Source organism: Pseudoalteromonas aquimarina (assembly GCF_049257255.1).
Classification (GTDB): domain Bacteria; phylum Pseudomonadota; class Gammaproteobacteria; order Enterobacterales; family Alteromonadaceae; genus Pseudoalteromonas.
In genome coordinates this window covers 580,853-607,614 of record NZ_JBMMUG010000003.1, presented here as the reverse complement: position 1 = coordinate 607,614, position 26,762 = coordinate 580,853, and the positions used below count along the sequence as shown (strand labels likewise).

Genomic DNA, 26,762 nt, shown 5'->3' with positions numbered 1-26,762 from the left:
ACTATGAAAAGTGGCTTTAGACAATCAATGGCGTGGCTGCATACCTGGACAGGTATTTTAGTAAGTTGGCTGCTCTACTTTATTTTTGTTACCGGTACCTTGGGCTATTTTGATAGTGAAATTGATGCATGGATGGCACCCGAATTACCACAAAATACCGCATCGGTAAGCGCTTCGCTTAATACTGCAAATGCCCATTTAAATACTTACGGCCGTGATGCAAAAGAGTGGCGAATTTACTTACCAATTGTAAGGTCTGAGCCTCATTTGTGGCTAAGGTATCAACAAAAAAATGCCGACGGAAAACTCAAAAACATCAGCAAAACTCTTAATGGCGAAAATGGCGAAGAACTTACCCATCGTAAAACAGGCGGAGGCCAAGCACTTTATCGCATGCATTACCGTTTGCACTATTTGCCAAAGCAATTTGCTTATTACTTGGTTGGTGTTTTTACGGTTTTTATGTTGCTAGGCCTTGTTACTGGCATTGTGGTGCATAAAAAAATCTTTAAAGAGTTTTTTACCTTTCGCCGTAACAAAGGCGCCAGCTCGTGGCTTGATGGGCATAATCTTATGAGTGTGGTGAGCTTGCCATTTCACCTAATGATCACTTATTCAGGCCTTATTATGTTTATGTTTACTTACGTGCCGTTTGTAATGAACGCCAGCTATGGCTTTGGCGAAGAAAACAAACAGCGTTTTTTTGATGATTATTACCAGCGCGGCGCTCCAAATAGTGCATCAGGAATAGTTGCAAACCAGCTACCGCTAAATACCTTGTACCAAAAAGCTGAAGCAGTTTTAGAAAATCATAACGATGCACGTCGCGCCATTGCCATTCGTGTGTTTCACCCGTACGACCTAAATAGCTTGGCGGTTTTTTCACTTGAGCAAAAATCACCAAGTGATGATGGCGCTAAGCTTATTTTGCACGCAACCACAGGGGAGCTTTATTCTTATACCCCTATGTATCAAGGCACTCGTCATGTGCATTCAATCTTTTTAGAGCTTCATGAAGGCATGTTTGCCACATTGCCTGTGCGCTGGCTTTACTTTTTTGCAGGCCTTACTGGCTGTGTGATGATTGCATCGGGCATGGTGCTTTGGACCACCAAGCGCCGTAAAAAAGCACTGGCAAACCCAGATGGATTACCCTTTAGTTTTAAACTTACCGAAGGGTTAAATATTGGCACTGTTGTTGGTTTGCCTGCTGCCATCGCCGTGTACTTTTTAGCAAACCGCCTTATTGCTGTTGATTTTGCGCACCGAGTAGATTGGGAAATGCACAGCTTTTTTATCACCTGGTGTTGCTTTATTGGTTATGGCTGTTGGTATAGCGCACGCAAATTAGCGGCTGTTGCTTGGTATCGGTTATGGCTCACTGCAGGCTTTTTGTTTGCACTAGTGCCGATTGTAAATGCCCTCACCACACACCGCGGTTTAATTAACAGCATTAAACATAACGATGTTGTATTTGCTGCGTTTGATTTTATCAATTTAGTAGCAGCCATAAGCTGTTTTGCCATTGCAATAATGGTTAAAAAACACCGTTTAAAAACAATCGCCCACAAGCTACAACACACTCGCCAAAAAGAGGCCGCAGTATGACCTTTTTTATTTCGCTATTATTGATTTACCAAGCCCTTTGCCTGTTTTTATTGGCTATGCCTAAATACACCAAAACCCTTGGCCGCGAATTTAAACCTTTGGATAAACAAATCACGTGTTATCGCACTGGCGCATGGCTGTTAATGCTAAGTGCGCTGTTTGTTTTAAGTTTACATTTGGGGTTTGCAAATGCGCTTGTGGTGATGTTTGGCGCCACTGCCCTACTTGCCACGGTGCTTTCAGTGGCCTTTGAAAAAGCACCATTTTTATCACTGTTCCCGGTAATTCCAAACAAAAAACCAATTAATTTAATGATTACTAGCGTGTTGTTACTTGAATTAACGCTTTGGTTTTTATTATAAAAAGGCGATACGCTAGGCTTTTAGCGTATCGCACTTAATTTATTTTTTGGTGCCAAAAATCTTATCACCAGCATCGCCAAGGCCCGGTAAAATGTAGCCTTGCTCATTGAGTTTCTCGTCGATACTTGCAGCGTAAAGGGAAATATCTGGGTGGGCATGCGCGAGCGCTTGAATACCTTCTGGCGCGGCAACAAGCACCATGGCTTTAATCTCCGTCACCCCGTGTTTTTTTAGCAAATCTATGGTCGCAATCATTGAGCCGCCTGTTGCCAGCATTGGGTCAACCACCAGTGCAACGCGTTTGTCTAAATCGGATGTTAACTTTTCAAAATAAGGAACGGGTTCTAAGGTTTCTTCATCGCGATAAAGCCCCACAACTGAGATTCTGGCACACGGGATCACCGTTAAAACCCCTTCATTTAAGCCAAGGCCAGCTCTTAAAATAGGCACTAAGGTTAATTTTTTGCCCGCAAGTTGCTCGGTGGTAATATCGCCCTGCCATGTTGTGGTGGTGGTATTTTCAAGCGGTAAATCTCGCGTTGCTTCAAACGTTAATAAACTGCCAATTTCTGAAACCAATTCACGAAACGCTTTCACGCTAATATCGTGCTGGCGCAAAAGCCCCATTTTATGACTTATCAGAGGGTGTTTTACCTCAACTACCTTCATGCTGTGCTCCAAACTAAATGATCTTTATTATTAGTTTAACAAGCACTTGTGAATCGACGAACTTTTTTAGCCTTAATCGAGTATAATCGTCTCGGCATTTTGAGCAAGCAACCTGTTTGTACGGTTTTGCTTTATGTAACTTAGCAAACGCTTTTGATGATGTGGAAACTCATCGGTAAAAGTACGCGCATGGCGGCACCCTTCAAATTGCCAAAACTGACTGTTTGTGCCAGCAAATTGATATAACGCTTCGCCGCGCGAAATAGGGATTAACTTATCATCTTGGCAATGGGCGATTATCATATCAACTTGTTTAATGGCTTTAATGTTGTATGCAGGTGCGCGCTCGTCACTAACAAGGCTTGGGATCTTTTCACTAAACCATTTGGCAATGGGTACATTTGCAACTACATCTTTTGCTAAGTTTTGATAACTTTCAAAACTTGAGTCAATCACCATTAGGTCAAACTGAGATTCAAGCTGACTTTTTTCAAGTCCATCGAGTGCAATGGCACCGCCCATGGAAGTCGCCACAATTATTTTGTGCTCGTAGGCTAAATCAGCACTAATTTCAAAAATGGTTTGGGCATCTAGGGCTAAGTGTTCACGGGTGGGTTTTCCGGTTGATAAACCATAGCCAGAATAGTCAACCAGCATTACGTCGTAACCTTCATCAACTAACCACACTACTTTTTCAACGGTTTGCGATAAGTTACCGCGATTACCATGAAAATGAATTACCAAGCCAACAGGTTCGTCACTTAAGTGGTGCTGTAAATGCAGAGTATTTCCTGAGCGAGAGCGAATAAAACTGTCTTTTACTGGGTGCTTAAAATCACTTTTGCTAAAGCCAATTTCATCATTCGGGCTATAAAGAAAATAATTAGTACTGCATCCTTGCAAGCATAAAAGCGTAATGAGTATTAACCACTTCATAAACACCTCAAAAGTTGTGCTTGGAATAAAGGTTAATACGTTGCTATTTTAGCGACAGTTCACAAAAATATTTAGGGTGTATTTTTATTGCTGCGTGGTGCGCCCATTAAAATGCCTAAATGACAAACACTTACCGATAAAAACGCGCTTAACCCTAATGCACCGCCATAGCCATTAATAAAAGGCACTAAATTTTCAAACAGCACGGCAAATATCAATGCGGCAATAATTTGAGTATATAAACCAAAGCGTTTGGGCGCGCTCATACCAACAAAAGTGCTGCCAAAGAACACTAAGCTGTATAACTCAACATTTAAATTTGCAGCGTAAAACACAAAGTAAGCAATAATCGAAAGCGACGTTGATGCGCGAATACCGTCAAAACGGTTGCGTTTTGCGAGTAAAAACGTGGATATTGCCCCAATCAGGGAAATGGCAATTAAATCTAAACCCATAACACCCCTTTCAATAAAACAAATAACGCGCTACAGGTAAACGCAATGCCACCTAAACGCCCACCAAACCCTTCAAATAAATTAATACTTTTAATGTATAAAAGCGTGCCTATCGCCGCGATAAAAATAAATTCCCAAAGTGCGCTTACCGTTGCAACGGAACACATACCAGCAAAACACCCTGTATAAATTGCTGCAAACGGATGGTGTTTATGTTGTTTATTAAAAGGAATAAAACTGCCAATTAACGCGGGCATTGTGGCCGCAAGCACAATAGGTATATTAAAAAATGCATGCAGTGAATAACAGCTTAAGCTGCCAAATAAAAAGAGACCGTAAATTAAAGGGATAAATGCGTTCATAGCGTGGCAGTTTAATTAAACTGCGCCGTGATGAATAGTATTACTTGCCCTATTCGCTTTAAAACGAACTAGCACCTGCTTAGTTTTTCGCTCAATTGTAAGCAAATTTGTTTTTCGCTAGAAAAACGCATAAGAGCTGTTTAAGCTGGCATTGGGGCTAAATTTTAAGGAACGCAGACTAATGCGCACGCATGCTATAGCAATGATCTGCATTGCATTTTCATCATTTTTAACACACACCGCATTTGCCTTTGAGCGCGAATTGCGCTCACCACCACGCAAGCTCACAGCTGAACAAGCTAAGGTGGCTGCCAATAATTATCAAAAATACTGTGCGCTTTGCCATGGTGAAAACCGCGAGGGGCATAAAAATGATCATGCGCCCTCACTTCGCAGTAAAAGTTTGATGGAATCAGGCATTGCGCATCAAATTTTAAGGCCAATGCAATATGGCCGTGTTGGCACAGCCATGGGCGGCTACCTTGATGAAGTTGGCGGGCCAATGACGTTAGATGAAACCTGGGATTTAACCTATTGGCTATTTGAGCAAGCGGGTTACGACAGATTGAAGTTTTCAACCAACCCAGTACATGGCGACATAAAACGCGGCGAAACCGTTTACCAAAAAGAATGCGCAAGCTGCCACGGCAGCAAAGGCGAAGGAGTTACAGGACCAGCCATAATGAACCCTTCAGCGCTTGCCCATAATACCGATGAATTTATACGCCATGCCATTGAAAATGGTAGGCAAAACACGCCAATGGTGGCGTTTAAAGACAAGCTTTCAAGTGACGACATCGATAATATTACGGCGTTTCTTCGCAGTAAATCGCTTGGTTGGACCGATGAAACGCCAGTATTAAAAGCTCTGCCCACACCTGAAAACTACATCATCAATAAACACGGTGACGACCCTAATTTTGATTTAAAAGCTGGCATGTATGTGCTTTCGAAAGATTTAAATGACGCGCTTAATGCGAAAAAGCGCATGGTGTTATTAGATACACGGGTGACATCGGTATGGCAAACAGCACATATTGAGGGGGCGATTCCATTTCCTTACTATGCAGATTTAGATGAAACCGTTGCTGGCATTCCAAAAGATGTGCAAATTGTGGCGTATTGCTCTTGCCCGCGAGCCGCAGCCGATCACACCATTAACCGCTTGCGAAAACGTGGTTACACCCGAACAGCAGTATTATGGGAAGGTATTTTTGGTTGGATGAATCAGGGCTACCCAGTAAGACGCGGTGATATTGAAGGGGTAAGTGACTAACGTTTGCTTATGTTTAATTAAGCAGCGCTAAGACTTAGAAGGCACGTCGGCAATTTTGCCGACGTGTGGTTTAATCTTAAATTAAACCGGTAGAATGCTTGCTAATGCCTGACTAAAATCAGTCACTTCAAGCTCAACAATATCGCCTTCTTCAGCCCAGTTTACACCGATAACAATATCGTCTTCTTTAAGATCTTCTAACCAGTAGTCGAGCCAATCGTTAATTGAGATTTCGCTTGGTTCAAACTCTTGCCATTCTTGCACACAATGCACCTGAGCCAATTCTTTTGTTGACCAAACAGGCATTACTTCTGCATTTTCAAAGTTTGGAGAATCTAAAACTACCCAATCTTCACTGGCTTTGTCTTGCAATGCCCATATTGACTGAGCTGTTTTACTTTGAGTTAAAAATTCCGCGAGAATTTCACGTTGATTCGTTTCACTCATATTTATCTCCACTATCTATAATGACTTTTGCGAGAGTATACCCTTTATATGACAAAATTATCGCATTGTTATAGTGTAAACGTGTTTTTTCTCTCTTTTAAGCTCACCTTTGAATCACTTTGTAACAGATTTTTTATTTCCTTTAGCCAACGTATTTTTTAACCTAGTCACATTATTAATTTAGGGAAGAGCTATGAAAGATCTACAAAAATTAGTTGGCAGCCTAAATAAATCAGGTGCATTAAGTGGCTTTTTAGGTGGCGTGGCAGGCGGTGGATTAACCAGCTTGCTTGGTGGTAAAAAGTCGAAAAAGATGGGGGCAAAAGCGGTTAAATACGGTGCCCTTGCCGCCGTTGGCGGACTTGCTTGGAAAGCCTATCAACAATACAGTGAAAAAAGCAGTAGCGCACAACAAGCGGCTGATAAAAAAGCCTTTGATGAAGCTATGCAACAGCGCCAAGGGGCGAACCGCTATCAATTTGAACCTGCAACGATGCAGCAGCAAACGTTTGAGCACGTAGTAGAAGATGAAACAGGCTGTGGCCAATTACTGCTTATGCGCGCGATGATTGCTGCGGCATATGCCGATGGCCATATTGATGAAAGCGAAAGGCAAAAGATTTTTTCGCAAGTTGAGCAAATGACATTATCAATGAACGAAAAAGCCATGTTATTTGATGAGCTTAGAAAGCCGATGAGCTTATCTGATCTTGTGGCATCAGTACCTAATGCGCAAACCGGTATTGAAGTGTATGCTGCAAGTGCCAGTGCTATTGATTTAAACCAACAAATTTCGCAGCAATACTTACAAACGCTGGCAAATCAGTTGTGTTTACCACGGGAATTGGTCAATAACATTCATCAGCAAATCGCACACAGTGAATAGTTATTAAATAAAAAACCAGAGTTAATCTCTGGTTTTTTTATTTATCTTAAAGAGGGTTTTTTACTTTTTCAGCGGTTTATAATCATATTTTTGCCCTGCAATGGCCGCTTCATACATCAAGCCACCTTTAGCGAGCGTCATTACTGCCATACCTTTACGATAAACCGCCTTATTTTGCTTGGTAGAATCTGCATCCGTACCAACACTTGAACTGACGCCTGTAGAGCCTGCTTGCGCTTGTGCCGCAGCCGTAATTGCAACTGCCGATGCGCCTGCGCCAAATTCGAAATTGCCTGAGGTAAATTCATCAAACGCACGTTTATCTTTAAAAAAGACGATTTGGCTATAGGCTTGACCACCTGCCTGAAAACCAAGCGATAATTGGCTCATACTTGTTTTGCCAACCGCTTTGCCTTGCTTGTAGACTTTGCCTTTACCATAGGCTGCCCCAACACCTAATCCACCTTTACCTATGGTTGGAAACACCGCGTAACCGTAGGCATTATTAAAAAAGGGCTTTGCAGCTGCCGATTGGCGAAAGTTATTAATTGTGCTTTGATAGTCGTCGGCTTTTGTCACGGCACTTACGCTTATTAAACACAGTGACATTAAAACGGTTAAAATCTTACCCATGTTTTGTCTCCTTTTCGTAACACTCGAACACGCTTACCTGATTGCATGCGTTAATTAATCACTTTTTCGATTTTGCCATTGTGATAGGCATATTTTACCGAAGCTTTTTTATTGCTGATTAAACGAGTAAACAATACGCTCAGCGAAATAAACAGCACCACGGTTAACCATACAAACAGTACAACCGGTAATATCATTACGGCTAAAACGAGCGATAAGATGACTGTTAGGGCTAAATATAGCTTAGATTGAAACATTGTTTTGTTCATAACGGTTTCCTTGTGTAGTAATAACATCTTTAACCACGCTAACTTAATCTAGGCTTAATATTTATTTGTTTAATTACACTGTTTTTTTTATGCTTTGCGCATTATTAATTACGTCACCTTATTGGTTATGTTTAGTATTTTTAAAACCTTCTTTTTGCTTGGATGGGTCAGTTTTGGCGGCCCCGCAGCCCATATTGGCTATTTTAGAAAAACCTTTGTTGAAAAGTTCAAATGGTTAAGTGATGACGAATATGGCCAATTAATTGCCCTTAGCCAGTTTTTGCCAGGCCCGGGATCGAGCCAAGTAGGATTTGCTCTAGGCTATAAACGCGGTGGTTTAGCAGGCGCTATCGCCGCATTTGTTGGCTTTACCCTGCCCTCAGTCATCATTATGGTTTTGCTGGCAACTGTAGCAAGTTCGCTTACTGATAATTCCCTTTTTAATAGTGTGGTTCATGGTTTAAAGCTATTAGCGGTATTAGTGGTTGCCGATGCGGCTTGGGGCATGTTTAACGGTTTTTGTAAAAGTAAACTCACAGCATTTTTGTGTTTTGTTACCGCTTTAGTGCTTTTGTTAGTGCCGAGTATCACATCGCAGTTTATTGTTTTATTAATTGCGGCATTTATCGGTGCCGTTGCGCTTAAAAGTGACAAGAACGCTCCTACCAATACATTTAAACCCAATATTGTGCCCTTACTTGGCTTTTTGATTTTGCTACTTGGTTTACCGTTTGTGAGTTACCTTGCCCCTGAAGTTGCCCTGTTTAATGATTTTTATCAGGCTGGCAGTTTAGTATTTGGTGGCGGCCATGTGGTATTACCGCTATTGCAAAATATTGTGGGAGATAAGCTATCGCAAGATGCGTTTATTACCGGCTATGCGGCAGCACAAGCCGTACCTGGCCCGATGTTTACCTTTGCAACTTATATTGGGTATCAGCTATTTGAAAACGCGCCAATTACCGGTGCATTAATCGCCACACTTGCCGTATTTTTGCCGGGGTTTTTATTGTTGCTTGCGGTGTTAAAAGACTGGCAAATTCTTGCAGCAAAGCCACATGTTGCAGGCGCGCTTAGCGGGGTAAATGCTGCGGTAGTGGGTTTACTTATTGCTGCACTTTATCAACCCATTTTTATCAGTGCTGTAACTGCGCCAAAAGATATTGCCATGTTGCTTGTTGGGGTGTTTTTACTTAAGCAGCTTAAGTTGCCTATTATTTGGTTAGTTGTGTGCTTTATGCTCGGTGGCGCTCTACTGCCTTATATTTAAAGGTACTCACCGTTGCTCTTGATTGCGCTCGCATAAAATTTAACTTATGCTGGCGCTTTTTTGGTTAGTCCATATGATTTGTTCTCAATGCCAAGCCGCATTTTCCTGTACCAGTAAAGAAGGCAATTGTTGGTGCTTTTCTCTGCCTACAATTTTACCTGTTAAAGAGACAGGGGGCTGCCTATGCAAAGACTGTTTAATTGATACAATTAACGCTGAGCTTGAAGTATTGTATAAAACAAAATCAAACCAAGAACTTGTACAGTTAGCCGCTAAATATCAAAACCAATTTCCTGTTGCAAAGCTTGATTATTACTTAAATGAAGAAGGTTTTAGGGTAATGACAAAGTGGGCACATTTAAAGCGAGGGTATTGCTGCGGGAATGGTTGTAAACATTGCGCTTACTAAAATGAGTAGTGCACCAAACAACATGGTGCACTGGCAAAATTAACGGTAAAACGCCTCAACCGTACCTTTTGATTTAATTAACATTGGTTGACCAAAACGATCTAACGCTTTTGGTGCCGCTGTTTTAATCCAGCCTTCGCTAATGCAGTATTCTTCAACGTCTGAACGCTCTTTGCCGTTAAAGCGAATACCAATATCGAGCTTTAAAATTTCTTCCGAGTAGAACTTGCTACGCGGGTTGATTGATAGGCGATCTGGTAATGTTGGTAATTCAGTTTTATCGTTCATATTTCTTTCTTAGTTAATCTCATTTAGATGATTGCGACATTGTAGGTAATTGGTGCAAAGCGCTCAATAGCAAAGCGTAATTTAATCGCTATCAAGTTAAGTTTCGTATAACAAAGAAATAAACCTTTACACAAAACAACTTGTTAGCAACTAATGATTACTTCTATAGTTATATCAATTCACTTAAGTAGCTGATCATCCTAGCGGACTAAATAACATGCTAACTGCGTTAGAATTTATCAATGTAGAACAACTACATAAGAAAAATTCCGCCTTGTTAACATTTCATTTATCCAGCGCTATCCCTGATCACATACTTAACAGAATTGGTATTAGATTAGCAAGCTATTCGTTGCGGTTTTACTTTTTATAAGACGTAAGGGAGTTCGCGTATGGCAGTAGCACTAAACAAAAATTGCATTTCGTTTTACTTATTAAAGCCTGAAACTTACCTGTTTGGTAAACACTATTTTATTCGCAAAAAAATTAAAGCTGCGGGTTTAAAAATCATTGGTAAGAAAAAGATAAACCTCTCATTTGCCGACTTAATGGCGCTTTATCCAAATGTAATGGCGCGTATTACCATGTCGTTAAGAGTGCCATTTTTAATGGACTTAGATATGTATTTTGTTGAAGGTGAAAACGTTGTTTCACGTTTAAATTCGCTGAAATACGATATTCGCCAAGAGTTATCTGGCGCTAAAATCGGCGGCTTTTTACATACCCCAGATAGCCCGCAAGAATTAAAGCAGCATCTCTCTATTTTATTAAAAGAAAGTTCTCAAGCATAAATACCAAACAAAAAGAGCAGCCAAATGGCTGCTCTTTCAAAAAATAACCTTTGGTTATTTAAGCGGCATTATCTTCAATGCCGACAATAATCCAAGGTGCATCTTGCGCCGATAAATTACGCTCAAGGTGCCACACTTCATCAATTGGCTCTTCTTGCTTATCGCCAAGGTCGCGGTATTTACCACGAAAACGTACGCTAATTTCCCACAGCATTGGAGATGTATTTGCGCGCGCAAGCTCTGCGTCAATAAACATTACTTCTGTTTCAACTTCAGTTACCTCAGCACGTTCAGCTTTTAGCTCCGCTAATAACTGTTCACTCACGTACTCTGAAATCACGTCAAAGTTATTGTCATTCCATGCTTTTTGCAGCGTGTGGTAATGATCACGGGCACCTTGTAAAAAACCATTTAAGTCAAAGTTAATTGGTAAGTTCATTGGCACTGACTGGCTTTGTCCAAACCCTTGCGACTGAAATTGTTGTGGTGCTTGGCTTGGTGCTTCTGGCTGACCCATTGGCGGCATTCCCGCATATTGCGCTTGGCTTTGTGCTTTTTTCACCATCATCATTTTAAATAGTTTAAATAACACAAAGGCAACCAAGGCAATAATAATGAAGTCCATAAACTGGAAGCCCTCAAAATCGCCGCCCAGCATAGCAGCAATTAAGCCACCCGCGAGTAAACCACCTAAAATGCCACCCATTAAGCCTTTTTTAGATGACTTTTTGGCAGGCAATGTTGGATTAGTAGTATTAGCTTGTTCTTTTTGTTGTGTTGTTGTGGTTTGCTGCGTTTTGCCTTTGCTTTTACTGCCGAATTTCTTGCGAGCTTCAGCGTCAAACGAAAACGATAAGGTAAGTGCGATTAACGCGAAAAACCATGCGAATTTTTTCATCAAATTATTCCGTATAAAAATGCTGTGAGCATTCTAAAATTCACACTTTGAGAGTCAATAGGTGACTTGAGATTAAAGACGTTAAAATTAGCCAAAAATAGATTAAATTTATCTTAAATCGCACCACAAAGGTGTGATGCGATTTCTCAAGTATTTAATTGCAACATGCAGTTTCTGATGTATTGATATGTTTTTTAAGGGTGTTATTTAACGTCGCGACTTCTTGCTTGGATGCATTTCGCTCACTAAATCTATCCACCATAAAGCTATCATGATCTCTTAATAAATACGTAAAACGCATCAACTCTTCCATCACATCAACCACTCTATTACGATAATTAGACGCTTTCATCTCGCCAGAAGGTTCAAATTCTTGGTACACCTTAGCAATTGATGATTGGTTAGCAATGGTAAACATGCGCATCCAACGTCCTAAAACACGCATATTATTTAACGCATTAAAACTTTGAGAGCCCCCACTGACCTGCATTAAAGCCAGTACCTTACCTTGTGAAGGGCGAATAGCACCAGATGATAATGGCAGCCAGTCAATTTGATTTTTAAAAACCGCTGACATATTGCCGTGGATCTCGGGTGAACACCACACTTGCGCTTCAGACCAATTAGCCAACTCTCGCAGTTCTTTTACTTTACTATGTGAGGCCGATTCATCATTATCAAAAACAGGTAGGCCTTTTGGGTCAAAGATACGAACTTCGGCGCCCATATGCGTTAAAATATTAGCTGCTGTCTGTATTGCCAATTTGCTATATGAAGTTTCACGCAATGAACCGTACAGCATTAACACCTTTGGCTTGTGTGTACTTAATGCTTTGATTTCAGGTTTTAAATTGAATGTTTCGTTACTTAAAAAGTGCATAATGACTACCTTTATTATTTCATTTACACCTCTTAAGACGTGCGACATAAGCAAAAGACGAAAATTTTTCGTCTTACTGTGAAAGTTGACGTCTTATATGTACACTTTTTAGTAATAATATTAAGGCAGTAAGTGACAATGAATATCGAAAATGTCTGGCAAGAATATCAACAAGCATTAAAAGGCTTTCTTCACAGTAAAATTGAAAATAAAGCAGATGTTGATGATTTAATGCAGGAAATTTTTATAAAAACCTACCAAAATTTGCATTTAGTTAAAGACATCAGCAAGGTCAAATCGTGGCTTTTTCAAGTTGCCAATAACACCATCATTGATTTTTATAGAGCACGCGCCAAACGACAAAACCAAGCTGAGACACCTCAAATATTGGATGACAATGAACAAGTCAAACATGACTTAATGAATTGCTTAGCGCCTTTTATTCAAAACTTACCACAAGAGCAGCAAGCATTGTTAATTGCAGTGGACTTGGAAAATGAAGAGCAAAAGGCCTTAGCGGAGAAAATGGGAGTGAGTTACTCCACATTGAAATCTCGCGTTCAATCAAGCCGAAAGGCGTTACGTGCATTATTTGATGAGTGTTGCCACTTTGAATTCGACTATTGTGGCAAAGCGATTGATTATCACCGCAAAACTGAGTTCACCAAGCTTTAATCTTATTGCAACGATTTAAAAGGATTTAAACGCATGATGAAGACACCAACAAACATCTATTTATTATGGCTTTGTTTACTTAGCATGATGCTGATAGGGTGTTCAAATACCGTTTCAAAAAATATTAAACACGATACAAAATCAACATCACAAGTTAAGACACACACTAAACATCAGCTCTATCAGCAGTTAACTGAATGGCAAGGTGTGCCCTACAAGTTGGGAGGTACCTCGAAAAAAGGCATCGACTGTTCCGCCTTTGTGCAAAAAACATATATCGACCATTTTGGTTTTTTGCTGCCAAGAACTACCTTACAACAAGCGCAATTTGGCACAGCAATTAGTAAAGATAAATTACAAGCGGGCGACCTAATCTTCTTTAAAACTGGATTTCGCACCTATCATGTCGGCATGTATATTGAAAATCATCAATTTTTACATGCGTCAACCAGTCAAGGTGTGACCTTATCATCGCTCAAAAACAGCTATTGGCAAAAAGCTTACTGGCAGGCAAGACGGATTGAGTTTTAAATTAATGAAAAAATCAATAAATCTTAGTTAAAGATTAAAAGCTAGATTATTTAATATTAGGCAGCTTAACCCAATACCCTAACCCCCTTGTTGACGCTGATAGCATTCAATACTGCCATTTAAATCTTGAGTGATATTGTTGTAAGCAATATGAAGGCCTAAACCTGAATGGCCGCGATGCCGTTTGGTGGTGTAAAACGGCTCGAAAATACGTTTTTCTTCTCCTTTTTCAATACTTTTGCCATTATCAAAAAAATCGAGTGTAAGTTGTTGATTTTCATCTTTCATTTCACAAGTAATTTGTACAAGCGGTACATCAGCATGAAGCAGTGCGTTTTCAATTAGTATGTTAAATACTTGCGCAAGAGTAGCAGGATAACTGTAAAGTTGCGCATCACCATGCAGTACAAGCTGCGCCTTCTCGTTATTAATTTGCAGGGTATTTAACGCCACTTTAAAGCTTTCGGTAAGCAAATGGTTGATATTTATATTTTCCGGTCGTTGTGCGCTATTTTTACCAGCGAGTAGTTTAAAGCGCTCTACCAATTCGCCCGCTTTTCCAACCCCACTTTCAATGAGCTGACTACTGTTGTTTACATCGCTCAAATAGCTTTCAAAGTCGTGACTGGAGAGTGTTTTGCTTTTAAATTGCGACTCTGTGGATATCGTTTGCATTTTTAAATGACTTACCGCAGTAATGGCAGTACCGAGAGGCGTGTTAATTTCGTGGGCAAGCCCTGCCACCATACTACCAAGGGCTGCGTGTTTCTCAGCTTCAATAATATACTCTTGAGCCACTTCAAGCTTTTCGATGGTATGCATTAGCTGTTGGTTCATATTGGCAAGCTCGGTTGTGCGCTCTAACACCCGTAACTCTAGTTCACTATTAAGCTCTTTTAATGCCACCTCCTGTTGCTTTAATTTGGTAATATCACGCTGCGTGCCTGTGATGCGTAACCCCTTTCCAGTTGTTTCATCAAATTCAACCACTTTGCCTCGATCTAAAAGCCAACACCATTCCCCTTGTTTATTTAAAACACGATAACTGGCTTCAAAAAATGGTGTCTTGTTATTGATATGCTCAGCTAATGCTTGATTAAGGAATTCATAATCATCAGGGTGAACAAACTCCTTTAAACTGCTTGCATCTAGCCCAGAGGCCGTTTCAGAAAAGCGAGAATGACGTGGCAAATTTTCTCGTTTTATCTCCCCCGTTGTTAAGTTCCAATCCCATAACGTATCACCACTTCCCCATAATGCTAAATTAAGGCGGCGCTCGCTAAGCTCGAGTTCTTTACGCGCTTTTATTTCTAGTTGCATACGGTTATGTTGTTGGACTTTACGATAAATCAGCCAACTGATAATAAAAATCGAAAACAGTAGTAACGCGACCCAATTGCGGGTTGTTTCAACACTTTCCAACTCGGTTTGTTTTATTCTACTTTCTTGCTGTGCGAGTTTTAATTTCTGCTGAGCACTAAAGAGTTGATTTTCAACAATTAATGATTCTAACCGTTGCTGGCTTTGTTTATCAAAAAGGGCTGCTTTTGTTGCTTGATATTCTGTTAGCGCATCAAGTGCTTGCTTATAACGAGCTTGTTCCTTTAATGCTTTTACTAAACCCTCGTATGCCGAAAATGTTACAACGTTCTTATTAACTTCTTTACTTAAATCAAGCGCATCTTGATAACTTTGTTGCGCTTTTTCATAGTTACTTTGGCTAAAATAAATGTCGCCATATTCAACATTTGCTTCTGCAATTCGCGACTTCGAATTGCGCTTTCGATAAATCGCCATAGCGTTGCCGAGATGGTTTAGTGCTTCATCAAGATTATTTTGCTGCTTAGCAATACGCGCGCGATATAAGTAAGTGGACCCGAGTAACATTGGATTGTTAATTTGAGTCGCGAGTAATTGCGCTTTGTCTAAATAGCGCTGCGCTTCAACTAAATCGTCTTTTAAGCGATGGGTTTCCCCTAAATTGTTGTACGAGTAAACCATTCCCCGTTGGTAGCCAATTTTTTCTTTTAAATTGAGCGAGCGTTTATGTAAATTAATTGCTTCATCATATCGTGCTAAGTCTTTGTAAATTATGGCTGTATTATTATAAGTAATGGCAAGGCGCCGATCGTCTTGCATGCCTTCGAGTACTTTTAAAGCCTTAAGCATATTTTCAAGCGCTTTATCAAAATCACCAATAGTGCGATAAATCGAACCCAATCGCCCAAAAGTAACGGCTAACATACCTTGATCTTTTAGTGCTTTAAAAACAAATTGGCTTTTATAAAGGGCATCAAACGCATTTTTGTGTTCGTTTGCTGATAAATAAGTGTCCCCCAAAGATTTGTAGGCAAGACCGATAATTCGATTATTTGAGTCTTCAGGGTATAGACTAATAATGGCAAGCAAGTCATTTATTGCATCTTGATATTGGGTAAGTTCAGCATACACCGATGCACGGATCGCTAGAAAATCACTATGTGTATCAACTGAAACACTGTGTTGATTAATCACTTCTAACGCACTTGTTAATAGGTCTATCGCTTTTTTTCTGTCCCCTTTGTATTGATAAGCTTGAGCGTAATAACTGTAAACATGCACTTTGTCATCAGGCGTATTAATTCGCGTTAAAAGGTTATTTTTTTCGATAAACTCAATTACAGATTGCGGGTTATTAATGGCGTTTTCTTCTAAGAAAGAAATAACTTCGCTGGCAGGCGCATTTGCATCTGGTGGGGTAACTTGATTGGCTGAGAGCGTTGGAATACAGCAAATATAGAAAATAAAAGACAGAGCAAAACGTGACATCGCATTCACCTATAACTGTTTCCACTAAAGTGTAGACCAGTTTTGCAGCTAAGGCTGTAGATACGTGTTTTGCCCGTTTAAAAGCGTTTAAGATTGGCTTAGTTTTTAACTAAGCCAATACGACTATTTTACATGGAAGCGATTCACTAGATTACGTAAATCTTCTGATAATGCGACTAATTGTTGCGAACCCTCAGCGAGTTCGTCAGCCGAGTGCGCTGTATGTTTAACCGAATCACTAATGCCAGAAATATCACGATTTATTTCATCAGCAGCATCATATTGTGATTGTGCAGCGTCCGATATTTGTGAGATCAACTGTTTTACTGTGTTCACCGCACGGCTAATATCATCAAACGAATTATGTGCTTTTTCTGCTTTTTCAATGGCATCTGCTGAGTGAGTAACACTGCTCGCCATTTTGTCAGAAACCAAACGCGTTTGCTCAATTAAACTGCTTAGTACTTTATCGATTTCTTCTGTCGATTCGTGAGAGCGCTTAGCGAGTGTACGAACTTCATCTGCCACAACTGCAAAACCACGCCCTTGCTCACCTGCCCTTGCAGCTTCAATCGCCGCATTCAGGGCCAGTAAGTTTGTTTGTTCAGCAATGCCACGAATAACATCAAGAATTTTAGTAATATTTTCACTTTCTTTTTCAAGCTGCGTCATGGCCTGTGATGATTCGCTCAGGGAATCATTTAGGATTGTTACTTCCGTTACTGCCAATTTAACATCGTTATTACCTTCAAGCGCATAATGCTCAGCTTGCTCAATATCACTCATTGCCGTTGAACAATCATCTGATACTTGCTTAGCAACATCGGCAAGGTTAGCTGTGCCTCTTGCAGCAACTTCACTACTGCCTTCTTGCTCATGACTTGCACGCATAATTTCGGTCACTTTGGCACCCGATGCGGTAGCAGATTCGTTTAAAATTTGAGACTTATGATTGATGTCTTTCACTAAATCATTAATGGTTGAAAGAAATTGATTAAACCATTTTGCCAGCTGGCTAATTTCATCATTACCAATCACATCTAACCGCTTAGATAAATCACCTTCCCCTTGTGCAATCTCTTTAAGCCCTGCAGACACTTTTTCAATTGGGTAAACAATACGGTTTGCAAGCACAACACCTACCACTACAAAACACGCAATCATGATAAAGGCGATGATGCCAATAAATACTTTCATCTCAGAAGCAGACTGCAGGATTTCATTTTGTTCAATCACAGCAACAAAGCGCCAATTTAAGTCTTCAGAGAAATAGGTTGTCGCTTCTAGTGTTTTACCTTGATTTTCAATGGTGAAAGACTTGCTTGATAAATTACCAGCTAGCGATTTATAAATTGGTGATGCAAGTTCTGAAATTGGCTTAAAGTTATTTTGCGCATTGCGTGGATCGGCAAGCACGGTGCCTGAACCATCCACTAAAATTAAATAGCCTGTATTGCCAATTTTAATGCTAGAAACAATATCGGTAAGGGTTGCAAGCGTTACATCTAGCGATTGCACCCCAACAAACTGCCCCATTTCATTATTGATTGCTTTTGCAACAGACACCATCGCCTGCCCAGTTACTCCTTGGTATGGTTCGGTAATAACTGTTTGTCCTCGCGCACTTTGTGCCAATTTATACCACGGGCGCTGACGTGGATCGTAATTCCCTAATGGTTCTGCAGGGTATTGGATAAAACCGCCCTGCTCTGTACCTAAATAAACAAAGAGTAATTCTTGATGGGTTTTGCCAAATGTTTCGTAAAGCCTGTAAATGTCTGCCTCACCTGGAACAGCATCAAGTGGTAACATCGACTTTTCTGCGCCCATGTAAGTGGTAACGTCACTGGGTACATTTTTAACAGCAGAAGCCTGGGCAAGGAAATCAGCATTGTGTTTGACTTGCTGGAAAAATAAATTGAATCCTTTTTCCACTTGTCGTATTTCGGCATGGGTGGTTGCTAAGAAACGAGTAAAACCATCACTTTTGGCTTGCGATAACGAGAGCATTGAGATTGCTAAAATAGGAACAATTACGGTGATCGCAAATCCCGCAATAAGTTTGGTACGCATTTTCATAATACAGCCTTTATTGTTGTTTTTTAACAGCTAAACGATTTAACTATACCTAGTTGCTATCGGTCTGAACATTAAAAATGTTAACAATTTGTCACTGTTAAAATCACAAATAAGAATTTTGAACTAACACTTAAGATAGCAAACAGAATTTATTCTTACACTGTGCCCCTAAAACAAAAACAGCCTATTTTACAATATCAGGCTGCTTTAATTATGTTTTAAACTGTTTAAAAACTGCTTTAAGGCTTTTTGATTATTTTTGCATGTTTGCGATTAGGGTAGCAGGTTGTGCAAATTGGGCACACCAAACCATGGCAACCTCGCGCTGTACAAAACTCACGTCCGTAATAGATTATTTGAAGGTGTAGATCATTCCACCGCTCTTTAGGAAACAAACGTTTAAGATCTTTCTCTGTTTGCTCTACATTTTTACCATTGGTTAAACCCCAACGCTGTGCAAGGCGATGAATATGCGTATCTACTGGGAATGATGGCACGCCAAACGCCTGCGCCATAACAACACCTGCAGTTTTATGACCAACCCCAGGTAGTGTTTCTAATAATGCCATATCTTGTGGAACCACCCCGTTATAATCAGCGACCAAAATTTCCGACAAACGTTTTATGGCTTTAGATTTTTGTGGAGATAACCCACATGGGCGAATAATCGCTTGAATATCTTCAACATCCTGCAACGCCATATCGAAAGGGTTATCTGCAAGTTGCCAAAGTTTAGGCGTAACCTGATTGACGCGTTCGTCTGTACATTGCGCTGACAATAACACTGCTACTAACAAGGTATAGGGATCGTTATGATCTAATGGAATGGGCGGGTTAGGATAACGTTTTTCGAGATCGTCTAAAATAAAAGCAACCCGTTGTTCTTTTAAGAGGTTTTTTGAAGACACGACCAACTCCTAACAAAACTACAAAGCGGTAAAATACACTGTTTTAGCAGCGGCTGCCAAGGGAAGATAGCATTGCAACAAGGCTTACAATTAAAAATTAACGAGTTTTTGGGAAAAAGAAACTAGCGTGGTATCAACTAATTACTTGATACCAGCGCGTAAAACGAAATCAAATCGCCATTATTTACAGTATTGATCGCCATAATAATTATTTGGGTAATTACAGACTTGTTTAGGCTCAGTTACTGGAGCATTAAGCACTTGTTTTATAGTGTGTATTATTGCATTCATATTTTGCTCTCCATTGTTTAATTCACATCACTAGTATGCAACTGAACCTCTAAACTATAAAACAAATTAAAACGAATGTTACATTCAATTTTTCAAATGAATCACAATTCATTGCGACCATCAAAATATGTAATCGCCAGCTCGCGCGGCTCTATATTGTCAACACAGCCTAAATTAATGCGGTAACTGCCTGGTTGATAAAGTGTGTCGTGGAATGGATAAATACCACATTGCTGACAAAAGTAATGATGCACATCATGGTCGCCAAAGTGATACGTTTTTAAAAATGACTCACCTGAGATCAATCTAAACCTGTCAGCACCGAAATATTCTTTCGACATAATGGCATTTTTACGAATACAAATGGAGCAATTACACTGTAATGCATCATAAATAGGTGCGCTTTCAAATTCAAATTGCACCGCTTTACAGTGGCAACTTCCAGTATATTTCATAGTGGCATTCCTTGTTCAAAACACCACTGTATATTTAACCAAAATAAACTAAAAGACCTAATTTACTATTTAAAAAATTAAGGGCTGTTGACCTTTCAGGTTCGTTTTTGCAGCAGTTTGATTGGGGTTTATACAAGGCAGAGGCTGCTTGGCATAGTTATTCTATGTGAGTCAGCCGATAACACAGTATAAAACCCAATCAAGCGCTGCCGAACGGTTCTTTTGAGCGCACTTTTCTCATTATTGTCTGCATGGACGCAGGTAAGTGGCGTTAGCAGGACGCTCAAAAAAAACAAGAATAGAACAGCAAAAACCAACAGACCCTGAGCATTAAAGCGGCATATACATAATATGTTGGGGGCCAGCTGGGCCATCTAAATACAGCGCGCTTTCTTCCAAAAAACCCGCTTTTTGGTAACAACTTTTAGCCAATCTATTTTTACAATTAACCGTTAAATAAAGCCAACTGTAATGTGAGTAATGTTGATTTAAATATACAATTAACGCCTTTATGGTAACTTGACCTAAGCCTTGCCCTTGCAAACGTTTATCAATTACAAATGAGCGCAGCCCTAATCCATTACTTGGGCAAAATTCATAATCTTCGTGATAACCACAATCAAGTTTAAAAAAGCCAATCACTTTTGAAGTGTGCTTAATTACATGTAAATGCACGCGCTGATTGCTCTCTTTTAAAAACTCTTCAGCACTGCATGCAAATTGAATTTGATCTTTCGCTAAAACAACTTTGCTCAGTTCTTCTAAATGTTGTGGAGTTAACTTTTCAATGGCAATCATAAATGGGTTTTACAATTAAGGGGTTTTTACAAAGGCAAAGCATCAATATTTAGCTTGTTAAAGTCATATATAGACCTGATGCTTTACGTTTATTTAAAATGGTGTTTATAGGGTCGTAGAGAGCTCAACGTTTTCTTTTTTAGCGCTAATTTTGCCACTTTCACGAAACTCTTCTAAGTGAGATAACGCATTTTTTGAACTTAACAAAGCATAATCAAGATAAAATTTAATTTGCTTTAACTCTCTTTCCATACCATCAAGATAGCGTGCATTCATATCGTTATCGACCAATTCATTTAGTTCATCATGACCTTGGAATATAAACTGATTCACCATTTCTTTCGCCTCAGATGTACTGCGACTGGCCATATCCAATGAAATCAATAATTCAACAGGCAAGGTATTTAGTTCCTGACGCGTTTTTGAAAACTGCCATGCGCCTTGTTCAATGATCAACATTTTTAGCACAAATTCATAACCATCGCTTTCGCCAGTCTCTTCAAATAATTGTTCGTACTTTTTAGACTGCTCAATGTTTGCATTATAACTGGCCGATGCAAGCTCTAAGCGCTGGATATTCTGTTGTAATTCGTAAGCAATTTTCGTTAGTAATTGCTCTGCATCTTGGCGTTGTTGGAAATTGTTATACCACGCATTAATACCTAGTGCGATTAACACACCAAGCGTGATAACAATTAACTCAAAGGCGACTTTACTTATTATTTTTTTCACAAGAAACTCTAGCTAACTAATTAAAAATTAAACGTTTTCAATTGTACCTAGATAAACACCAAACACCATAGCGACTGGTCACATTATTAGGCTTTCATTCATTTTATATGAAAGTCCATTGGTAGAGCACAATCACAACCACCTTTATGTTGAATTTGATTCACCAATTGAATACAGTTGCTAAGATAAAAATCACAGCAAGGTTTAGAATATGCGATCTAAATACCCACCACTGCATTTGCTTAGTATCTTTGAGGCCGCGGCCCGTCATCAAAATTTCAAATCAGCGAGTAACGAACTATGCATTACACCTTCAGCAGTAAGCCATCAAATTAAAGCGCTTGAAGAGCAGCTCGGTTTTAGTTTGTTCCAACGTAAAAGCCGTGGTGTGGTGTTAAATAATGCAGGTGAAATGTATTTAAATTTTGTGCAACAGGGGCTTGAATGTTTTGAACAAGGAACGCGTAAAGTACGAAATCGGTTTTCATCACAATCACTTAAAATTTCATGCTTTACGACGATGGCAAGTCATATCATCATCCCTAAATTGGGCGCCTTTCAAGCAATGCACCCGGAAATTGAATTACGCATTGAAACAGGTAACCATGTGTCTGATTTGCGCTTCGACGACATTGACTTAGCTATTCGCATTGGTCAGGGTAACTGGCCAAATACGATAAACCAAAAATTACTCGATTTAACCATCTCCGCAGTATGTTCGAAGTCGTTTTTAAATAAATACCAAGTAAAAGCGCCTGACGATGTGAATGCTTTACCCTTAATTGATTTATCCTACATGGACGATGTGTGGTCACAATGGTCTAAAGCAACAGGTACATTGCTTACCCAAACCAAACGCTCACTTACCTTTTCTGATTATGATTCATCAATTAATGCTGCAAGCCAAGGTTTGGGCTTAGCTCTTGGAATTTTCCCTATAGAAAACAGTAAAATAAACAACAATACATTAACCACACCTTTTAATGAATTTGTGCCATTCAAACGAGATTTATATGCCGTTTATCGAGAAGAAGATGCTAATCGTCATGATATTCGCTGTTTTATCAACTGGCTTGTATCTTCACCCGAACTTTATACCTAAAACCCTCTCGAATCTGCTTCTTTAAAATGCAATAACAAATAAAATAGGTGAATTTGATTCACCCATTAGGTGAATATTATCCTTTTGTCGTTTCCAATCAAAACCACTAAAGTAAGGACATAAATATTGCTTACTTTAAAAGGATGTTAGTTATGTCTCAAACACTGTTAATAGCTTATCGCTTGGTTGCGGCCTTGGTAATTTCAATGCCACTCATAATCAACCTAACGATTAAAGGCGATATTGTTTCATCATTTATTTATGCACCTATTTTTACTATCCTAGCGCTTGTTTTGGCGGTCTATTTAGATGATAAGATTGAGCACAGTTTGCAGCAAACAAAACTCCGTTTGACTGTGATAAAAGCGGCTAAAACCACAAGCGCAAAAGTAAAAACACCGTTGCTCGCAAGATTTAGAACTGAGTATTGTTGTTTTAAATAACTTAGAAGTTCGCGAGTTAAGTTTGCTCGACGTAGTTCGAGCAAACATGTTTGATCAGGCTAATTGCCATCATTATTACCAGCACCCTCATTAATTAAATCTTCTAATTCATCACTTTGAATTGTGCCACATGAATTTGAGGTTTTACCGCAACTGCGCCCTTTAATTCGGCTACCTGTCGCGGGTGTAAATTTTGCTTTGCTACGCTTAAATTGTGCAAGTGAATTACTTAATTTATCTTCTGCAACAACACCATCGGGGTTAACAGTAATCACTTCGATATTGAGCATTCTTTCAAATTCAACTAGTTGCTCAGTTACCTCTGGTGTAGGGTTAGTTTGAAGTGATGCAATAATGCCACTTAGCTGTTCGCGACTATCAAGATAATCTTTTACTACCAATTGTTTATAATAACTACCTGCCAACAAATCATTTTGTGTAACGCCATAACCTAATTGATGGATTTGCGCTAAGCGATAAATTGCTGGGGCATAGTGTGTTTCGCTAGCTTGCTCTAAGTAGCTAATGCTCTTTTGAATGTCTTTTTCTTCATATGATAGTGCAAGCTTATAAAGTGTTGGCGCATAACCTTGCTCCACAAGAAGTGATAAATACTCATCCGCTTGCGCTACGTTTTGCTCGACACCTATACCTTGTCGGTACATTTTTTCAAGGGTTTGCGTTGCTTTTAACGCGAACTTTTTTGCCCCCGGATTATCATTAAAAACCGTTCGTTTTAACCATTTAATGGCTTCTACTGTATCTTGTTCAAAACCATCGCCATATAAGTAGGCATAACCTAAAATCAACTGTGCTTTTGCCTCTTTCCAACGGGCAAACTTACGCATTTTTTGCATTTTTTTTGCGCACTCATTGGTAGTGCATATTTTTGTATAGTTACTGATTTCAATATCTAAACGTTGCTGTGGTGTTTGCTCAGAAGCTAATAAAGTTTGATTAAAAAACACGATTAGCAGTGCAAGAAAAAGGCTCTGAAGATGTGGCATTTGCATAAAATTCTCCCTGAACTTTCGATGCACAAAGGTGTTTATTGTGGTTCTGAATAACATACTATAACGATTAATTTAGCAAAATACACAGATTAAAATAGCTATAACTTATAACAAGTTAAATCAAATTTAATGTCTATTTTTTGCCTTTATCAAAGCAACTTGTTATAAGTGTCAAAACTCTACAAAAAGATAATGGAATATGGTTAAAGCGTTTTTTGCTTTCGTTTTTATAGGTTACCTCTCAGTTGTAACATCTGCAAATGCACTATCTACTAACACAGCTGAACAACAATGTGTTTCATGCCATCAAAGCCAAGTTAAAGACTGGCAAACGTCGCACCATTTTCATGCCATGGAAAAGCCAAATGCAACCTCGGTTTTAGGCAACTTTGATAATGTAACTTTTCCATTTCAAAACACGCAAGTACGCTTTTTTAAAGACGGCGAAAACTATGCCATCGAAATGCCTAATTTGGCAGGCGAAATGACTCGCTATCATGTTGCTTACACCTTCGGTTATTTACCACTCCAGCAATATATGTTCGACTTTGGCAACGGCCATTATCAGTTTTTTCCGTTTGCATGGGATAGCCGAGAGAAAGCTGAGGGCGGTCAACGTTGGTTTGTTTTACACCCAGAGCAAAAAGCACAAGATGAGTTCCATTGGAGTCAAAAGGGCCAAAATTGGAATCATATGTGCGCTGATTGTCATTCCACTGAGTTTAAAAAGAATTTTGATTTAAGCACTAACACTTTTAACTCAAGTTATTCTGCTATCAATGTGAGCTGTAATGCATGCCACGGAAATAGCGAACAACACTTAAAATGGGCAAATGGCGATAACACTATAAATAACAAAGGTTTTGATATAAATATTGGGCAACAAACTCCGCTTTTTAAAAGTGACAGCAACGGCAAAATGACAAGTGTGCAAGTACTTGAACCATCAGAGCAAGTACCTATGTGTGCTAGCTGCCATGGAAGACGCTCAAACCTAAGCGACCGACAACACCCCCATGACTTTTTAAATGTATTTCAACCGGCATTAATTACTTCCGAACTTTATCAAGTAGACGGGCAAGTATGGGATGAAAACTATGTTTGGGGCTCTTTTGCACAGAGCAAAATGCATGACGCAGGCGTTACTTGTACCAACTGCCACAATCCGCATAGTGGAAAACTTAAATTTGCTGGCAATCAAACTTGTACGCAGTGCCACGCAAGCACAACTTTTGATACACCAAAGCACCATGGTCACCCTATTAATCAGCCGGGTAGTCAATGTGTTGATTGCCATATGCCAACCACAACCTATATGCAAGTTGATGCTAGACGCGATCATAGCTTTAAAGTGCCACGACCTGACTTAACAATCAAAACCGGTGTTTCTAACGCATGTAATACATGCCATCAAGATAAATCGGCTAACTGGGCTGTAAAACAACTTAATAAACTACATAAAACACCCAAGCATATTGGTGCTGAACATTTTGCCACTAGTTTTTACCGCGCAGATAACCGTGCACCGGGAGCAGATGCATTGCTGACTCGCATTGCGCAAGACAATAACTATTCGGATATTATCCGCGCATCTGCCTTAACACGTATGCGAAACACACCAGGCAATAATGCACTGGTGGCAATCGCGCGCGCAGTGAAAGCTGCAGAGCCCTTACAACGCTTAGCGGCTATTAATGCTGCAACGCCTTACCCAGTAACAGATAGATGGCGTATTTATAATCATTTATTGGAAGATAAACATAAAAGTGTTCGCATTGAAGCTGCACGTGGTTTAGCTGCGATGATGGTCGAGCCTTTTCCAAGTGAACTGGCCAAAGCCGATAAGGCACGTTTAGCGAAAGGGCTCGAAGAATACAAAGAAAGCCAACAATACAATAGCGAGCGAGGCTTTTCACACACCAACTTAGGTATTTTGGCGCTTGAATTAAACCAGCAAAACCAAGCAGAATCGCATTATCAAAATGCAATTAACATAGAGCCAATTTTTATGCCTGCCTATGTCAATTTGGCTGATTTATATCGCCAACAAGGCAAAGAGCACAAGGTAGCAAATATTCTCAATCAAGCATTGAAAATTAATAATCAGGCAAGTGAAGTTCACTACGCTTTAGCAATGAGTCAAATTCGTAGTAATCAAAAAGAACAAGCATTAGGTAGTTTAGAAAAGGCCGCTCAATTTGCACCAAACAATGCAAGCTATATATATACATATGCGCTATTGCTGCAAGACCAAAATAAACCACTGCTTGCAATTCGTAATTTTGAAAAGGCCTTTACCATTACTCCTAACAATCCCGATATCAGCTATAGTTTGGCGCAAAGCTATATTCAACTAAACCAGTTTAAACAAGCGCTTTACTACGCAGAAAATCTGGCAACCTTGGTGCCAAATAACCCGCAAATTAATCAAATGGTTGAACAATTACGTATGATGCAAAGCGTCAATTAATCGTATTTGGTAGGTTTA

Annotated in this window: 29 protein-coding genes; 12 read left to right on the top strand and 17 right to left on the bottom strand. The window is 39.7% G+C overall.

The window, feature by feature from the left end:
• Nucleotides 1-3: 3 nt before the first annotated feature.
• Together AAEU29_RS10730 and AAEU29_RS10725 are read left to right on the top strand one after the other, a co-directional pair.
• A complete protein-coding gene (locus AAEU29_RS10730) occupies nucleotides 4-1,608 on the top strand; it encodes a PepSY-associated TM helix domain-containing protein (RefSeq protein ID WP_421973324.1) in 1,605 nt (534 codons plus the stop codon).
• Complete coding sequence (locus tag AAEU29_RS10725) at nucleotides 1,605-1,970, top strand: DUF3325 family protein (protein WP_421973323.1); 366 nt, start codon at nucleotides 1,605-1,607, stop codon at nucleotides 1,968-1,970. Before AAEU29_RS10730 ends, AAEU29_RS10725 begins: the two co-directional genes overlap by 4 nt.
• Nucleotides 1,971-2,009: 39 nt before the next feature.
• On the opposite strand, the gene upp is transcribed toward AAEU29_RS10725, so the two are convergent.
• The 4 genes from upp to AAEU29_RS10705 form a co-directional block, all read right to left on the bottom strand.
• Complete coding sequence (gene upp / locus AAEU29_RS10720) at nucleotides 2,010-2,639, bottom strand: uracil phosphoribosyltransferase (protein ID WP_274762201.1); 630 nt, start codon at nucleotides 2,637-2,639, stop codon at nucleotides 2,010-2,012.
• 72 nt (nucleotides 2,640-2,711) lie between these two features.
• Nucleotides 2,712-3,575 carry an alpha/beta hydrolase gene (locus AAEU29_RS10715; protein ID WP_421973322.1) on the bottom strand — a complete coding sequence of 288 codons (864 nt, stop codon included), beginning with the start codon at nucleotides 3,573-3,575 and terminating at the stop codon, nucleotides 2,712-2,714.
• Between the two features lie 71 nt (nucleotides 3,576-3,646).
• A complete protein-coding gene (locus tag AAEU29_RS10710; protein ID WP_421973321.1) occupies nucleotides 3,647-4,030 on the bottom strand; it encodes a hypothetical protein in 384 nt (127 codons plus the stop codon).
• Nucleotides 4,021-4,392 (bottom strand): hypothetical protein, encoded by a 372-nt coding sequence (locus AAEU29_RS10705; protein ID WP_421973320.1) that lies wholly within the window; start codon nucleotides 4,390-4,392, stop codon nucleotides 4,021-4,023. The genes AAEU29_RS10710 and AAEU29_RS10705 overlap by 10 nt, the downstream gene beginning before the upstream one ends.
• 181 nt (nucleotides 4,393-4,573) lie before the next feature.
• Here AAEU29_RS10705 and AAEU29_RS10700 point away from each other — a divergent pair, with 181 nt between their 5' ends.
• The gene (locus AAEU29_RS10700; protein WP_421973319.1) at nucleotides 4,574-5,668 is read left to right on the top strand and encodes a c-type cytochrome; all 1,095 of its coding nucleotides are present in this window, start codon (nucleotides 4,574-4,576) and stop codon (nucleotides 5,666-5,668) included.
• Between the two features lie 81 nt (nucleotides 5,669-5,749).
• Here AAEU29_RS10700 and AAEU29_RS10695 read toward each other — a convergent pair whose 3' ends face one another.
• On the bottom strand, nucleotides 5,750-6,115 hold the full coding sequence (locus AAEU29_RS10695) for a DUF2750 domain-containing protein (protein ID WP_372771514.1): 366 nt from the start codon (nucleotides 6,113-6,115) through the stop codon (nucleotides 5,750-5,752).
• A gap of 193 nt (nucleotides 6,116-6,308) precedes the next feature.
• Between AAEU29_RS10695 and AAEU29_RS10690 the strand changes: the two genes are divergently transcribed.
• On the top strand, nucleotides 6,309-7,001 hold the full coding sequence (locus tag AAEU29_RS10690) for a tellurite resistance TerB family protein (protein WP_421973318.1): 693 nt from the start codon (nucleotides 6,309-6,311) through the stop codon (nucleotides 6,999-7,001).
• A 60-nt stretch (nucleotides 7,002-7,061) separates the two neighbouring features.
• Here AAEU29_RS10690 and AAEU29_RS10685 read toward each other — a convergent pair whose 3' ends face one another.
• Together AAEU29_RS10685 and AAEU29_RS10680 are read right to left on the bottom strand one after the other, a co-directional pair.
• Nucleotides 7,062-7,634 (bottom strand): lipid-binding SYLF domain-containing protein, encoded by a 573-nt coding sequence (locus AAEU29_RS10685; RefSeq protein WP_421973317.1) that lies wholly within the window; start codon nucleotides 7,632-7,634, stop codon nucleotides 7,062-7,064.
• A gap of 50 nt (nucleotides 7,635-7,684) precedes the next feature.
• The gene (locus AAEU29_RS10680; protein WP_421973316.1) at nucleotides 7,685-7,903 is read right to left on the bottom strand and encodes a hypothetical protein; all 219 of its coding nucleotides are present in this window, start codon (nucleotides 7,901-7,903) and stop codon (nucleotides 7,685-7,687) included.
• 127 nt (nucleotides 7,904-8,030) lie between these two features.
• On the opposite strand from AAEU29_RS10680, the gene chrA reads away from it, so the two are divergent.
• Together chrA and AAEU29_RS10670 are read left to right on the top strand one after the other, a co-directional pair.
• A complete protein-coding gene (gene chrA, locus AAEU29_RS10675; RefSeq protein ID WP_421973315.1) occupies nucleotides 8,031-9,173 on the top strand; it encodes a chromate efflux transporter in 1,143 nt (380 codons plus the stop codon).
• A gap of 73 nt (nucleotides 9,174-9,246) precedes the next feature.
• Nucleotides 9,247-9,582, top strand: coding sequence for a C1orf53 family protein (locus AAEU29_RS10670; protein ID WP_421973314.1), 336 nt, complete (start codon nucleotides 9,247-9,249; stop codon nucleotides 9,580-9,582).
• Nucleotides 9,583-9,621: 39 nt separating this feature from the next.
• Here the strand turns inward: AAEU29_RS10670 and AAEU29_RS10665 are convergent, their stop codons facing one another.
• Entirely contained in the window at nucleotides 9,622-9,870 is a 249-nt protein-coding gene (locus AAEU29_RS10665) for a DUF3297 family protein (protein WP_040136245.1), read from the bottom strand.
• Between the two features lie 392 nt (nucleotides 9,871-10,262).
• Here AAEU29_RS10665 and AAEU29_RS10660 point away from each other — a divergent pair, with 392 nt between their 5' ends.
• A complete protein-coding gene (locus AAEU29_RS10660) occupies nucleotides 10,263-10,661 on the top strand; it encodes a hypothetical protein (protein ID WP_421973313.1) in 399 nt (132 codons plus the stop codon).
• A 58-nt stretch (nucleotides 10,662-10,719) separates the two neighbouring features.
• Here the strand turns inward: AAEU29_RS10660 and AAEU29_RS10655 are convergent, their stop codons facing one another.
• Both AAEU29_RS10655 and arsH read right to left on the bottom strand, forming a co-directional pair.
• Nucleotides 10,720-11,559, bottom strand: a complete 840-nt coding sequence (locus AAEU29_RS10655) for a Tim44 domain-containing protein (protein WP_421973312.1) — start codon at nucleotides 11,557-11,559, stop codon at nucleotides 10,720-10,722.
• 154 nt (nucleotides 11,560-11,713) lie between these two features.
• Complete coding sequence (gene arsH / locus AAEU29_RS10650; RefSeq protein ID WP_421973311.1) at nucleotides 11,714-12,439, bottom strand: arsenical resistance protein ArsH; 726 nt, start codon at nucleotides 12,437-12,439, stop codon at nucleotides 11,714-11,716.
• A gap of 138 nt (nucleotides 12,440-12,577) precedes the next feature.
• Here arsH and sigZ point away from each other — a divergent pair, with 138 nt between their 5' ends.
• Together sigZ and AAEU29_RS10640 are read left to right on the top strand one after the other, a co-directional pair.
• On the top strand, nucleotides 12,578-13,114 hold the full coding sequence (sigZ, locus tag AAEU29_RS10645; protein WP_421973310.1) for an RNA polymerase sigma factor SigZ: 537 nt from the start codon (nucleotides 12,578-12,580) through the stop codon (nucleotides 13,112-13,114).
• 33 nt (nucleotides 13,115-13,147) lie between these two features.
• Nucleotides 13,148-13,645 (top strand): NlpC/P60 family protein, encoded by a 498-nt coding sequence (locus tag AAEU29_RS10640; protein ID WP_421973309.1) that lies wholly within the window; start codon nucleotides 13,148-13,150, stop codon nucleotides 13,643-13,645.
• A gap of 78 nt (nucleotides 13,646-13,723) precedes the next feature.
• Here AAEU29_RS10640 and AAEU29_RS10635 read toward each other — a convergent pair whose 3' ends face one another.
• From AAEU29_RS10635 to AAEU29_RS10610, 6 genes are all read right to left on the bottom strand, one after another.
• The gene (locus AAEU29_RS10635; RefSeq protein ID WP_421973308.1) at nucleotides 13,724-16,453 is read right to left on the bottom strand and encodes a tetratricopeptide repeat protein; all 2,730 of its coding nucleotides are present in this window, start codon (nucleotides 16,451-16,453) and stop codon (nucleotides 13,724-13,726) included.
• Between the two features lie 123 nt (nucleotides 16,454-16,576).
• Nucleotides 16,577-18,532, bottom strand: a complete 1,956-nt coding sequence (locus tag AAEU29_RS10630; RefSeq protein ID WP_421973307.1) for a methyl-accepting chemotaxis protein — start codon at nucleotides 18,530-18,532, stop codon at nucleotides 16,577-16,579.
• 239 nt (nucleotides 18,533-18,771) lie between these two features.
• The gene (gene nth, locus AAEU29_RS10625; RefSeq protein ID WP_421973306.1) at nucleotides 18,772-19,440 is read right to left on the bottom strand and encodes an endonuclease III; all 669 of its coding nucleotides are present in this window, start codon (nucleotides 19,438-19,440) and stop codon (nucleotides 18,772-18,774) included.
• Nucleotides 19,441-19,832: 392 nt separating this feature from the next.
• The gene (locus AAEU29_RS10620) at nucleotides 19,833-20,186 is read right to left on the bottom strand and encodes a GFA family protein (RefSeq protein ID WP_421973305.1); all 354 of its coding nucleotides are present in this window, start codon (nucleotides 20,184-20,186) and stop codon (nucleotides 19,833-19,835) included.
• A 330-nt stretch (nucleotides 20,187-20,516) separates the two neighbouring features.
• Complete coding sequence (locus AAEU29_RS10615; protein ID WP_421973304.1) at nucleotides 20,517-20,984, bottom strand: GNAT family N-acetyltransferase; 468 nt, start codon at nucleotides 20,982-20,984, stop codon at nucleotides 20,517-20,519.
• 105 nt (nucleotides 20,985-21,089) lie between these two features.
• A complete protein-coding gene (locus AAEU29_RS10610) occupies nucleotides 21,090-21,716 on the bottom strand; it encodes a hypothetical protein (RefSeq protein ID WP_421973303.1) in 627 nt (208 codons plus the stop codon).
• A 211-nt stretch (nucleotides 21,717-21,927) separates the two neighbouring features.
• Here AAEU29_RS10610 and AAEU29_RS10605 point away from each other — a divergent pair, with 211 nt between their 5' ends.
• Nucleotides 21,928-22,818, top strand: a complete 891-nt coding sequence (locus tag AAEU29_RS10605; RefSeq protein WP_421973302.1) for a LysR substrate-binding domain-containing protein — start codon at nucleotides 21,928-21,930, stop codon at nucleotides 22,816-22,818.
• Nucleotides 22,819-22,970: 152 nt separating this feature from the next.
• The gene (locus AAEU29_RS10600; RefSeq protein ID WP_421973301.1) at nucleotides 22,971-23,261 is read left to right on the top strand and encodes a hypothetical protein; all 291 of its coding nucleotides are present in this window, start codon (nucleotides 22,971-22,973) and stop codon (nucleotides 23,259-23,261) included.
• 59 nt (nucleotides 23,262-23,320) lie between these two features.
• On the opposite strand, the gene AAEU29_RS10595 is transcribed toward AAEU29_RS10600, so the two are convergent.
• A complete protein-coding gene (locus AAEU29_RS10595) occupies nucleotides 23,321-24,274 on the bottom strand; it encodes a tetratricopeptide repeat protein (protein ID WP_421973300.1) in 954 nt (317 codons plus the stop codon).
• Between the two features lie 199 nt (nucleotides 24,275-24,473).
• Here AAEU29_RS10595 and AAEU29_RS10590 point away from each other — a divergent pair, with 199 nt between their 5' ends.
• Nucleotides 24,474-26,744, top strand: a complete 2,271-nt coding sequence (locus tag AAEU29_RS10590) for a tetratricopeptide repeat protein (protein ID WP_421973299.1) — start codon at nucleotides 24,474-24,476, stop codon at nucleotides 26,742-26,744.
• Nucleotides 26,745-26,762 lie beyond the last annotated feature (18 nt).